The organism is Gordonia iterans, from assembly GCF_002993285.1.
GTDB lineage: Bacteria > Actinomycetota > Actinomycetes > Mycobacteriales > Mycobacteriaceae > Gordonia > Gordonia iterans.
Genome location: NZ_CP027433.1, coordinates 3,149,645 through 3,162,002 on the forward strand (window position 1 = coordinate 3,149,645; position 12,358 = coordinate 3,162,002).

Here is a 12,358-nt window from a genome sequence, read left to right on the forward strand (position 1 = left end):
GTCGAAACGCGCCGACCTTTCGACAAGCTCAAGGAGCGGGAGACAAGCTCAAGGAGCGGGGGACAAGCTCAAGGAGCGAGAACCAGCTCAAGGAGCGGGCGACACGCTCACGGAGCGGTCAGTGGCACGCGCTGCACGCCGCAGTCGACGGCATCGGCCGCCTCCACCTCGTCGCGGGTGACGCCCAGCATGTAGAGCACCGCGTCCAAGTAGGGATGATCGAGCGTCGCGTCGGCGACCTCGCGCAGCGCGGGCTTGGCATTGAACGCGATGCCCATCCCGGCCGCTGAGAGCATGTCGATGTCGTTGGCGCCGTCGCCCACAGCGACGGTCTGCTCCATCGGGACGCCCATCTCGGCGGCGAACTCGGCCAGGCAACGCGCCTTGCCCGCGCGGTCCACCACCTCGCCGATCACCCTGCCGGTGAGCGTGCCGTCGACGATCTCCAGCGTGTTGGCCCGGACGAAGTCCAGTTCCAGCTGCGCGGCCAACGGATCGATCACCTGGCGGAAGCCGCCGGAGACCACCCCGCAGTGATAGCCCAGCCGGTTGAGCGTGCGGATCGTGGTGCGCGCGCCGGGGGTCAACTCCAGGCTCTGCGCCACCTTGTCGATCACCGAGGCGTCCAGGCCCTCGAGAGCGCGCACCCGCTCGTGCAGCGACTGCGCGAAGTCCAGTTCCCCCCGCATGGCCGCCTCGGTGACCGCGGCCACCTCGGCCTCGCGTCCCGCCTCCGCGGCGAGCATCTCGATCACCTCGCCCTGGATCAGGGTCGAGTCGACGTCGAACACGATGACCCGCTTGGCACGACGAGACAGTCCGCCGCGCTCGATCGCGATGTCGACGGGGTATTCGGCGGACACCGCGCCCAGCGCCTGCCGCAGCGCGGTGTCGGCGTCCCCCCCGGGGGCCACGGTGACCATCAACTCCAGACCGGTCAGCGGGTAGTCCGCGACGCCCCGGATCGAGTCGATGTTGCCGCCGAGCGCGGCAAGCTCGGTGGCCACCGCGGCGAACGCGGCCGCCGAGATCGGACTGCCCAGGATCACCACGGCGTGCGTAGACGCCTCGCGGTCGCCGTCACCTTCGTCGTCCTCGGCGAACGAGACGTCCATGCCGTGCGGAGCCATGACCGCGGCGACCGCCGCCTCCAGCTGAGCCGCCGGGCCGTCGGTGGAGATCAGCACACCCAGGGTCAGGTGATCGTGGATCACGACCTGCTCGACGTCGAGCAGATCGACGCCGCGCCGCGCCAGGAGCGCCATCAGCGCGGAGGTGACACCGGGCTTGTCCGGCCCGCTCACGGTGAGGAGAATCGACTGCTTCACTTCGCTGTTGGCCACCCCTGAATTATGACGGTCCACGTGCCCCGACGAGAAACCAGGCCCGCCCGAGTGGAACTCGGACGGGCCTGGTGTGCGAAGGCGGGGAAGCTCAGGCGCCCTGCTGCGGGTCGGGCCGCTGCTGCGGATCCGGGCCCGACTGCGGGTCGGCCTTCGGCTGGTGCTTCTCGCTGCCCCAGCCGACATGGGCCTCGGCGCGCATGCGCTCGACCATGTGCGGGTAGTGCAGCTCGAACGCCGGGCGCTCCGAACGGATCCGGGGCAGCTCGGTGAAGTTGTGCCGCGGCGGCGGGCAGCTGGTGGCCCACTCGAGCGAGTTGCCGAAGCCCCAGGGGTCGTCGACCGTGACGACCTCGCCGTAGCGGTAGCTCTTGAACACGTTCCAGAGGAACGGGAACATCGACAGACCCAGGATGAACGCACCCAGCGTGGAGACCATGTTCAGCGTGGTGAAACCGTCGCTGGGCAGGTAGTCGGCGTAACGGCGCGGCATGCCCTCGTTGCCCAGCCAGTGCTGCACCAGGAAGGTGAGGTGGAAGCCGATGAAGGTCAGCCAGAAGTGCCACTTGCCCAGGCCCTCGTCGAGCATGCGCCCGGTCATCTTCGGGAACCAGAGGTAGATGCCGGCGTAGGTCGCGAACACGATGGTGCCGAAGAGCACGTAGTGGAAGTGGGCGACGACGAAGTACGAGTCGGACACGTGGAAATCCAGCGGCGGGCTGGCCAGCAGCACGCCGGTGAGGCCGCCGAAGAGGAAGGTCACGATGAAGCCGATCGAGAACAGCATCGGCGTCTCGAAGGTGATTCGGCCCTTCCACATGGTGCCGATCCAGTTGAAGAACTTCACACCGGTGGGCACCGCGATCAGGAACGTCATGAACGAGAAGAACGGCAGCAGGACTGCGCCGGTGACGTACATGTGGTGCGCCCAGACCGCGACCGACAGGGCGGCGATCGCCAGGGTCGCGTAGACCAGGCCCGAGTAGCCGAAGATCGGCTTGCGCGCGAAGATCGGGAACACCTCGGAGACGATGCCGAAGAACGGCAGCGCGATGACGTACACCTCGGGGTGACCGAAGAACCAGAACAGGTGCTGCCAGAGGATCACGCCACCGTTGGCGGGGTCGTACAGATGCGCACCGAACTGGCGGTCGATCTCCAGGCCCAGCAGGGCGGCGGTCAGCAGCGGGAAGATGAGCAGGATCAGCACGGACGTCACCAGGATGTTCCAGGTGAAGATCGGCATGCGGAACATGGTCATGCCCGGCGCACGGAGGCAGACGACGGTGGTGATCATGTTGACCGCACCGAGGATGGTGCCGAGACCGGCGACGCCCAGACCCAGGATCCACAGGTCGGCGCCGATACCCGGAGCGTGCACGGCGTCGTTCAGCGGGCTGTAGGCAGTCCAGCCGAAGTCGGCGGCGCCGCCGGGGGTGAGGAAGCCGCCCAGGGCCACCAGGTTGCCGAACAGGAAGAGCCAGAAGCCCATCGCGTTCAGGCGCGGGAAGGCGACGTCGGGCGATCCGATCTGCAGGGGCAGCACGAAGTTCGCGAAGCCGATCACGATCGGGGTCGCGTACATCAGCAGCATAACGGTGCCGTGCATGGTGAAGAGCTGGTTGAACTGCTCGTTCGAGAGGAACTGCAGCCCCGGGTGGGTCAGCTCGGCGCGCATCAGGAGGGCCATCAGGCCGCCCGCCAGGAAGAACCCGAACGAGGCCACCATGTACATCTGACCGATCAGCTTGTGATCGGTCGTGGTGATCATCTTGTAGAAGAACGACCCCTTGCGCCCGTAACGCTCGGGATACGGACGAACCGGAGTCACCTCGGTCGTCGGCTGGTCTACCGCGGTCACAGATCCTCCTCCTGGGCGCGATGACGCCTGGACTCTAACCAATGTCGGCGCCGGGTGACATGGAGTCACACCCGCGCTGTCCATTGATCGTAAACCAGAGCCGGGCCGCGTACCGACCGGGTCCTACGATCTGTCGTAATTGGACCCGCCGGGTCGTGATATCCCCTGGTGGAAGGCCCCGGAGGGCCGACGCGCCCACCGGTTCAGGGTCCAGCCGTTCTGCTAGCGTAGGCGCGTGCTCGCTAACTCCCGTCTCCGCCGGATCGCGGCGATCGCCGTCGCCGGAACCCTGGCCGCTGGCCTGACCGCATGCGGCAGCGACGACGACACCCTGCGCACGCCCGACGGCAGCGTGATCTCGACGGTCACCACCCGCATTGCTCAGGCGGACGTGGTCAACGCCGGACGCGACTACGCGCAGACCTGCCTGGCGCCGACGGCACCCGATGACGGCGAGAGCGACGTGGCACGCGTGATCGTCACCGACCCGGCGCTCCTGGATGCCGTCTGCGCGCTGGGAGTGGGTGCCAAGGTCCGGGCGGTCACCGCGCCGGCCGGATCGGTGCCGGCCTATCTCGGCCCGCAGCTGGAGTCGGTGCCGGCCATCGGCGACCGCCCGAGCCGAGAGCAGGTGGCGCAGGCCGCCCCTCAGCTGGTGCTGGCCAGCCCCAGCAGCGCCGGCGACGTCGCCGCACTGCGGAGTTCCGGCGCACTCGGGTCCGCGAAGGTGGTCACCGTGCGCGTGGGCGAGGGCTTTCAGGACTGGCGTGCGACGTTCACCCAGGTCGCCGAAGCGCTGAACCGGTCCGCCGCCGGCAAGGAACGCCTCGCCGAGTTCGATGCCGAAGTCAAGCGGGTGGGCACCGTGCTCGATGCCGGCCATACTCAGGCATCCCTGGTCCGCTTCACCCCCGACGCCGAATTGCTGATGGGCAGCGACAACTTCGGCGCCTCGATCCTGGCGCAGATCGGCGTCCAGCGGCCGGCGCCGCAACGCGGCACCACCCCCGTCGTGGTGGACGACGCGAACTTCGACGACGCCGAAGGCGACCTGATCTACGTCAGCGCCGAGGGCCCCGCCGGCCTGGACCGGGGCAAGTCCGTGATGGAGAGCGACAGGTGGCTCGACATGGGAGCACCCAGCTGGAGCCGCGTTTACTGGATCGACGACCAGGTTTGGTACCGCTCGTCCGGGCTGGCCGCGGCGTGGTTGGTGCTCAACGACGCGAAGTCCTCGTTGAACGGTTGAGGTTCTCGCTCGACGGTCGATCGTGTTGTCCGTACCGTGACGTAGATTTCGCGGCGCGAGCCACTGAGCGCGGGATTCGTCTCGTCCGGCGGTGAGCCGGGAAATGTACGTCACGGCAGGGACAGGAGAGCGGAGGACCGGGTGACCGAACCGAGCCGCCGCGCGTCTCCTGCCTCGCTCCCCCGACTGCCGCTGCGCGCCGTGTGGCGGCCCGGGCTGGGGCTGGCGCTTTGGCCGGGTGACGGGCCGGTCGGTGCGACCGGCGACCGGCCGCTGGGCGAGCTCGCCGACTTGCCCGGCTCGGTGACCGACCTGCTGGCGCACCGCAGATTGCGCCGCACCGTCGATCACACCGGTGCCGACGGCACGCGAGCGCTGCGACGGACCGTGGCCCTGGGCGTTCCCACCGCCGTCGAGCTCCTCGACCGTTGCGAGCACCTCGCGGTGGGCGGTGACGTGGCCTTCTACCGGTACCTGCTCGCCGGGGCCCGCGCGTTCCGCGACGCCGGAGCGGTGGCTCCCGGAGTGCGCACCGCCGGCGACGAGCCCACCGTGCAGTGGTGCCCGCTGCCGGGACCGGCCTGGCAGGGCTGGCAGACGCTGATCGCCGCCAGCGCGCCACCCGCGCTGATCGCGAACGGCGGGACCGCCGCGCTGGCCGACTTCGTGGTCGAGGTGCTCGACGCCGAGTGCCGGCGCGCGCTGGCCGCCGAGCACGGCCGTTCGCGGGTGCCGCTGATCGACGGGCTCGCCGCGCCCGCTCCGGAGCCGTTGCCCGGCGGCGCGTCGGCGGCCGCGGCCTGGCAGAGCTGGCTCGAGACCGGGCGCCCCGACGGGCCGGCGCTGGTGCTCCGCCTGCACGAACCCGAGGATTCGTCGCGCTCGCCTGCGCTTCCCGTCGAGCAGGTGCGCTGGCGTCTCCAGGTCTGCCGCCGGCTCCCCGACGGCGCGGTCGAACCGGTGGCACCGCACCGCCTCGGCCCGCACGACCTCGACGCGCTCACCGGAGAACTGGCCGTGACCGTCGGCGCCTGGCGAGAACTGGTGCGGGCGGAGGCCGATCCGCACACCCTCGACTATCTGCTCACCACCGCGCAGGTCGCGGACTTCTTCGCCACCGGGGCCGCCGCGGTCGGCGAGGCCGGCGTCACCGTCCTGCTCCCCCGGACGGTGGCCGAGGTGAGCCCGACCCTCGCGATCCGCGGCGGCACAGTGCCCGGCGGCGGCGCGCGTCCCGGGCTGGTGGGGCTCGACGAGATCTCCGACTTCGAGTGGCGTCTGGCTCTCGGCGACGGCTCGGTGCCGCTCAGTCAGGACGACCTCGACGAGCTCGCCCGTCAGCACGGCGACCTGGTCCGCATTCGCGGACGGTGGGTGCGCGCGGAGGGGGCGGCGCTCTCGCGCGCGGCCGGGTTCCTTGCCGCCCGCCGCGTCGCCGCCGACGCCGGCGACGACGGCTCCGCGCTCGAACTGGCCGAGCTGATGAGCCTGGTCACCGCGACCGACGACCGCCTGCCGGTACCGGTGACCAGCGTGGAGGGTCTCGGCTGGCTCGACGACGTCGCGGCGGGCGGGACGCTCCGTCCCGAGCCGGTGGAGCCGCCGCCCGGGCTCACCGCCACTCTGCGGCCCTACCAGCAGCGCGGACTCGACTGGCTGCACGCCCTCAGCCGGATCGGCGCGGGCGGCGTGCTGGCCGACGACATGGGTCTGGGCAAGACGGTCCAGGTGATCGCGCTGATCGCCCGTCGTCGTGCCGACGAACCCGACGCGCACCCGGCGCTCGTGGTGTGCCCGATGTCGGTGATCGGCAACTGGCAGCGCGAACTGGAGCGATTCGCGCCGGACCTGGGGGTCGTCGTACATCACGGACCCCGCCGGAACGCATCGGAGTGGTCTTCTGCCGCCACCGATGTGGTGCTCACGACCTTCGCGACGCTGACGCGGGACCGAGCCGACTTCACCGCCCTCCGATGGGATCTGCTGGTGGTCGACGAGGCCCAGCACGTCAAGAACGTCCGCACCGCCGCCGCCAAAGCACTTCGCCTCCTTGATGTTCGACGTCGTGTCGCGCTCACCGGCACCCCTGTCGAGAACCGGCTCGAGGATCTGCGTGCGGTGATCGATCTGGTCAACCCCGGACTGCTGGGCACGGCCTCGCAGTTCCGTGCCCGATTCGCCGAACCGATCGAGCGGGAACGCGACCCGGAGGCCCTGGCGAAGCTGAACGCCCTGACCCGCCCCTTCGTGCTGCGCCGCGAGAAGACCGACCCGGACGTGGCCCCGGACCTTCCGGACAAGACCGAGTTGTCCGTCCGCACCAATCTCACCACCGAGCAGGCCGGCCTCTACCAGGCTGTCCTGAACGATCTGCACCAGGCGCTGGAGGACCGACAGCAGCACGGGCAGCGGCGACGGACCGTTTTGGCGGCGCTGACCCGGCTCAAGCAGGTCTGCAACCACCCCGCGCACTACCTCGGCGACGGCTCGCCCATGCTCCGCCGCGGCAAGCACCGCTCGGGCAAGGTGGAACTGCTCTCCGACATCACCACGACGCTGGTCGACGAGGGTGATCGCGCACTGATCTTCACCCAGTTCGCGGTGTTCGCCGACCTGCTCAGCGGTTGGCTGACGCCGGCACTCGGGCAGCAGATCCCGGTGCTGCACGGCGGTCTCGCCCGGCCCGAACGCGACGCGCTGGTCACCCGATTCACCGCCGCCGACGGCCCTCCGGTGATGATCGCGACGCTCAAGGCCGGCGGGACCGGCCTGAATCTGGTGGCGGCCAACCACGTGATCCACGCCGACCGATGGTGGAATCCGGCGGTCGAGGAGCAGGCGACCGACCGCGCCTACCGGATCGGGCAGACGCGCGCCGTACAGGTCCGCAAGTTCGTCTGCGTGGGAACCTTGGAGGAGCGGATCGACGAGCTGATCGCGGCAAAGCGGGAGTTGTCGGCCCTGACGGTGAGCACCGGTGAGAGCTGGCTCTCCGATCTCGGCGACGACGCGCTCTTCGACCTGTTGGCCCTGCGCGACGATGCGGTGGGCGAATGACGATGGGGAGCCGATAGTGGCGCGGCGCAAGCAATCTCGGCCTCCGGTCCGGGGTTACGGCCTCACTGCGTGGGGCCGTGCCTTCGTCGCCGTCGTCGAGTCGGGCGCCGACCACCGGCATCTGACCGGGGCGCGGCACTACTTCCGCGAGCACCACGTGGAGGGGTTGGCGATCGCGCCCGGGCAGATCACCGCCGCGGTCCGCGGCAGTCAGCTCGATCCGTTCGAGGTGATCCTGCGGCCGCGCACGGTGGACCCGGCGACCGTCGTGGAACTGCTGCGGGCCGGCGGCAACGTCGATGCGCTGCTCGCCCTGGCGCGCGGCGAACAGCCGGGCGCGCTCGGTGAGCTAGTCGCCCCCACCGAGTCCGCCGACGTGGCGTCGTCGTGCACCTGCCCGGATCAGGCCCCGCGCTGCATCCACGTGCTGGCCACCGCGTTCGAGGTGGCCGCGCAGATCGACAAGCAGCCGACCACGCTGCTGCGCGTGATGGGTACCGATCTCCCCGATCTCCTCGCACTGGCGGAGGACCGTTCCGCTCACCGGTCGCCCAGCAACGGTCGAGACTCCGCGGGAGGCCGACACTCCGCGGGCGGTCGATCCGACCTCGACGGTCGAGCCGACCCCGACGGTCGAGCCTCCCTCGACGGTCGAGCCGACCTCGACGGTCGAGTCTCCCTCGATGGTCGAGCGGAGTCGAGACCCCCGTCGCCCGCCGAGCCCGGCGAGCTCGCCGAAACGTTCTATGCCGACCGTGCCCGCCTCCCCGCCCCGCCCACGGTCCCCCGCACCGACGCGCTGACCGACCTCGACGCCGGCGTGCTCCGTCAGGCGCTGCGCGCTTCAGGAGCGGGTGCCACCCAGCTCGCCGAGGCCCTCGACGACCTCGCCGAGCTCTACGCGGCCCTCCGCGACCTCCGATGACGACGCGGCTGACCTGACACCGACCCGACACTGCTCACGCGGGGGTCTCGACGTTGCCATCGATTAATGGTTACATTGAGTAATGGCACGATTGGGTGCCGCAGGCCCGACACGAAAGGTCGTACGGCGAGATGACTACGACAGAATCCGCACCGGTAACCGCCGAGAAGAAGCAGAGCTGGGAGGACATCCGCGCGGGGCGCACCGCAGTGGCCCGCCGCCTGCTCAAGGGGTCGTCGAACCGGTCGTACGACCCGATCATCGACGTCGACTACGACGCCCCGCTGGTCGACGGCAAGTACTTCCTGCCGCCGAAGGTGGTGACGCTGTACGGGACCGAACTCTGGGAGCAGATGACCGACGAGCAGCGGATCGAGCTCTCCCGGCAGGAGATGGCCAACATCCTGTCGGTCGGCATCTGGTTCGAGAACCTGCTCAACCGGGCCCTGCTGATCCGCCTGATGCGCGAGGACCCGGCCGCGGCGACCACGCATTACTCGCTCACCGAGATGGGTGACGAGTGCCGCCACATGACGATGTTCGGCAAGGCCATCGAGCGTTCCGGCACGCGCGCCTACGCCATGCGCCGCTGGCAGCGCGGCGCGATGCACGTGCTGCCGCTGCTGATGCGCGGGACCATGATGTGGGTCATCACGCTCGTCGGCGAAGAGCTGTTCGACGCCATCCAGCGTGAGATCAAGGACGATCCCGAACTGCAGCCGATGGTGGCTCGACTGATGCAGATCCACGTCACCGAGGAGGCCCGGCACATCGGCTTCGCGCGGGACGGCATCGTGCGCCGCGCGCCGATCCGCTCGAACTGGGAGACCTTCGTGTCGGCCAACCTGCACGGCCTGGCCGGCCCGGTGTTCCGCAGACTGTTCACCAACCCGGAGATGTACGCGCGCGCGGGCCTGAGGGATCCGCGGGAGGCTGCGGCGATCGCCCGCAAGAACCCCCACTTCAACGCCGTGCAGGTCGCCTCCTTCGCTCCCCTGTCGACCTTTCTCAAGCAGAACGGACTAATGGGACCGATGGCGACCCGCATGTGGCGCCGTTCGGGGTTCCTGAAGTGACCGCCGTCGCGCTGACCGGAGCCTCGCCCGCCCTCGATCGGCTCCGGCACGCCCTCGACCGGTCACCGCTGCCCTTCGAGGTCGTCGCCGACCCGGCCGAGGCCGATCTGATCGTGACCGGCGATCCGGCCCCGACCCCGAACCATCTCGGAGTGGCCGCCGCGCAGGTCCCCGACACCTTCTTCTGCACCACGGACACCGTCGACTACCTCGTCGCCGCACTGACCGAGGCCCACCTCGCCGGCGCCCACGGGGTTCGCGTCCGGCCGCCCGTTCAGGACCACGCCGACCAGCCCGTGCTCGGATTCCGCTCGCACGTGCGGCGGGCGCTGTCCCGGCTCGCCGACCGGCAGCACCGTTTCGATCCGAACCACTACGACTGGATCACCGAGGAGTCCGTCGAGGCCGAGGTCTTCGACGGCGACGTGGTGGTGACCGTCGGCGACGAGGAGATCGACGCCCGGCTCCGCGCCCGCGGGCACGTCGACGGCAACGACGGCCATTTCCACTGGGCCGGCATGCTCTACAGCGACCGTGCCGCAGAGCTCAAGGGCGACGGCAAATCCCGGGCGCGAGTCCGAATCGGCGACGCCGAGCCGGTGGCCGCCAAGCTCGCCGAACTGACCCAGTGGGGAACGGTCCGGATGACCGGGGTGGGCACTCCCCCGTGGGCCGCTTCGGAGAATTTGTCTTCCGTTTAGTACGGATTCCGCAACAAGCGGAAGGCGAATCCTCCGTCCGGTCAGCGGAGGCGGCCCGCCCGCCGATCTTCGAGGATCTCGGCGAGCAGGGCGCGCGCGTCATCGACGGCCAGATCGCGTGCCACCACCTGCGCCGGACCCGCGACTACCGCGGCCTGCACGTGGGCGATGCCCAGTCGGCGCTGCAGCGGACCTTGCGTGAGTGCCGCGCCCTGGACGTGTCGCCACGGCACCACGGATGCCTTCTCGCTCAGTCGTCCCCAGGTCGCGGAGATCCCCGCCTGCGACAGTGACACGCTCTGCCGACTCCAATCGATCGGCGAGAGCCACTTGGCCCGCTCGGGAGAGCGCCAGTGCCGGATCGGGGTGCGGTCGGCGGCGCCGATCCGGTCGAGCACCGTAGCCGCGTTCGCCTCGACGGACGCATCCGTCCCGACGGCCACCAGCACCGTGTCGCCCGACTGCTCGTCGGACGCGCCGTAACCGGCGATCGACGAGTTGAGTTCGGCCCAACCCGGCCCGCGCCAGAGGAACGGACGACGCACCCGGAGCGCGTGAATGCGGTGCAGGGGCACGGTCTGCTTGCGGGTCGACGCCAGTCCGGCGGTGATCTTCAGCCGCCGGCTCTCCTCGTTCAACGTGAGCGTCTGCCGCCAGAACCGGTCCAGCGGCACCCAGATCAGCCCGAACAGACCGCCCAGGGCGATCACCGCACCGACCACCCCACCCCCGGCGAACCAGGCGACGGCGGCGCCGGCGATCACCGTGAGCGCACCGAACCCGAACGAGAGCGCAATCATCCCGAACAGCATCCGGGCCGGAACCGGCCCGGCCAGGATCCGACCGGGCTCGGCGTCGGGCATCGGGTACGGCATCCCCGGAGCCACACGCCCGGGCGCAGGGGGTTCCGCAACAGCGGGACCGGATGCAGTGGGACCGGATGCAGTGGGACCGGATGCTGCGGGTCCGGGCGCGGAGAGTTCGGACGCGGAGAGTTCGGACGCGGAGAGTCCGGACGGAGCGCGACCCGGAGCCGGGCGAGGCGCGGCCGCGCCCCCGGGGACCGGCCGTGTCCGGGTCGCCGCCAGGATCTCGGCCCGGAGACGTTCCAGTTCGGGCACCTTCAGGTACGAGATCACCAGCGCAGAGTCCGCGCCGCCGGCGGTCTCCACCGTGAGTTCGCCGAGGCCGAGCAGACGCGGGATCAGCGGTTGCCGGATGTCGACCGACTGCACGCGGTCGTACCGGGCGGTCCGGCGCTGCCGGAACAGGATTCCGTGGCCGATCCGGAGCTCCTCGGCGTCGAGCTCGAAGAACCGCTTGCTCCAGCTCCACATGCTCACCGCCCCGACCAGCACGATCAGCACGACCACTCCCGCCGAACCGAGCGCGACCGTCACCAGCGGCGTATCGCCCGCAGCGCCCGCCACCGCGGCGGCGCCGGTCACGACGCCCGTGCCGAAATTGACGACGAGGACGACGATCAGCGCCGTCAGTCCCTTCCATGCCTTGAGCACCGGGGTCAACGGGTGGACACGCTGGCGGCCCGCGCCCAGGTACGTCCCGGATGCGGTCACAGGCCTTCCATCCGGATACGGGCGGCCTCCGACAGCCGGGCGCGCAGGGCCTGCGCGTCATCGCGGGACAGCCCGTAGATCACCGCGTCCGACGTGGCGCTGGCCGTGTGGAGTTTCAGCGTCGCCAGGCCGAACAGCCGCAGCAGCGGCCCCTCCTCCAGGTCGACGAACTGGATCCGCCCGTAGGGCACCACGGTCACCGAGCGCCACAGGATGCCGCTCGCGACCACGAGGTCGTCGGCGAGTTCGGCGTACCGATGCGCGTCGGCGCGGCGCACCGAGATCCACAGGACCAGGAGCAGAAACGCGAGGCACCCCGCGGCGATCAGCAAGATCCACCACTTGGCGAACACCGCCGCGCACACCAGCGCCGCGATCAGCGGGAGCGAACCCGAGACCGCGGCGGACAGCAGCTCAGCGGAGCGGTAGCGCGGCGACATCGGCGTCAGCGCCGTCGAACGCGGGTCGAGGTAGTCGACGGGATATGCGGTCATGGCCCCACCTTAGGGAACCGGTCCGGCGGAGCCTCGTGGCCCGTCGTCGCCGAAGCCCGCACCAGCCCGGGCAGT

At 70.2% G+C, this 12,358-nt stretch carries 9 protein-coding genes; 5 read left to right on the top strand and 4 right to left on the bottom strand.

Going from position 1 to position 12,358, the window contains the following annotated elements:
* Nucleotides 1–107: 107 nt before the first annotated feature.
* Nucleotides 108–1,343, bottom strand: a complete 1,236-nt coding sequence (gene serB / locus C6V83_RS14520; protein WP_234353756.1) for a phosphoserine phosphatase SerB — start codon at nt 1,341–1,343, stop codon at nt 108–110.
* A 91-nt stretch (nt 1,344–1,434) separates the two neighbouring features.
* Nucleotides 1,435–3,204 carry an aa3-type cytochrome oxidase subunit I gene (gene ctaD / locus C6V83_RS14525; protein ID WP_105942987.1) on the bottom strand — a complete coding sequence of 590 codons (1,770 nt, stop codon included), beginning with the start codon at nt 3,202–3,204 and terminating at the stop codon, nt 1,435–1,437.
* Nucleotides 3,205–3,439: 235 nt separating this feature from the next.
* On the opposite strand from ctaD, the gene C6V83_RS14530 reads away from it, so the two are divergent.
* The 5 genes from C6V83_RS14530 to C6V83_RS14550 all read left to right on the top strand — a co-directional run bounded on the left by C6V83_RS14530 (nt 3,440) and on the right by C6V83_RS14550 (nt 10,212).
* Nucleotides 3,440–4,453 carry an ABC transporter substrate-binding protein gene (locus tag C6V83_RS14530; protein WP_199832528.1) on the top strand — a complete coding sequence of 338 codons (1,014 nt, stop codon included), beginning with the start codon at nt 3,440–3,442 and terminating at the stop codon, nt 4,451–4,453.
* Nucleotides 4,454–4,594: 141 nt separating this feature from the next.
* Nucleotides 4,595–7,510 carry a DEAD/DEAH box helicase gene (locus C6V83_RS14535; RefSeq protein WP_105942988.1) on the top strand — a complete coding sequence of 972 codons (2,916 nt, stop codon included), beginning with the start codon at nt 4,595–4,597 and terminating at the stop codon, nt 7,508–7,510.
* Between the two features lie 16 nt (nt 7,511–7,526).
* A complete protein-coding gene (locus C6V83_RS14540; RefSeq protein ID WP_325027358.1) occupies nt 7,527–8,435 on the top strand; it encodes a hypothetical protein in 909 nt (302 codons plus the stop codon).
* Nucleotides 8,436–8,566: 131 nt separating this feature from the next.
* On the top strand, nt 8,567–9,511 hold the full coding sequence (locus C6V83_RS14545) for an AurF N-oxygenase family protein (RefSeq protein WP_105942990.1): 945 nt from the start codon (nt 8,567–8,569) through the stop codon (nt 9,509–9,511).
* On the top strand, nt 9,508–10,212 hold the full coding sequence (locus C6V83_RS14550) for a DUF4873 domain-containing protein (protein WP_105943983.1): 705 nt from the start codon (nt 9,508–9,510) through the stop codon (nt 10,210–10,212). Before C6V83_RS14545 ends, C6V83_RS14550 begins: the two co-directional genes overlap by 4 nt.
* 41 nt (nt 10,213–10,253) lie before the next feature.
* Here the strand turns inward: C6V83_RS14550 and C6V83_RS14555 are convergent, their stop codons facing one another.
* Nucleotides 10,254–11,789, bottom strand: coding sequence for a PH domain-containing protein (locus C6V83_RS14555; protein WP_105942991.1), 1,536 nt, complete (start codon nt 11,787–11,789; stop codon nt 10,254–10,256).
* Nucleotides 11,786–12,283 (bottom strand): PH domain-containing protein, encoded by a 498-nt coding sequence (locus tag C6V83_RS14560; RefSeq protein WP_105942992.1) that lies wholly within the window; start codon nt 12,281–12,283, stop codon nt 11,786–11,788. The genes C6V83_RS14555 and C6V83_RS14560 overlap by 4 nt, the downstream gene beginning before the upstream one ends.
* Nucleotides 12,284–12,358: the final 75 nt, after the last annotated feature.

Coding starts and splice junctions, on each gene's coding strand:
- C6V83_RS14545 (WP_105942990.1), top strand. CDS start 8,567: ATGACTACGACAGAATCCGCACCGGTAACCGCCGAGAAGAAGCAGAGC.
- C6V83_RS14560 (WP_105942992.1), bottom strand. CDS start 12,283: ATGACCGCATATCCCGTCGACTACCTCGACCCGCGTTCGACGGCGCTG.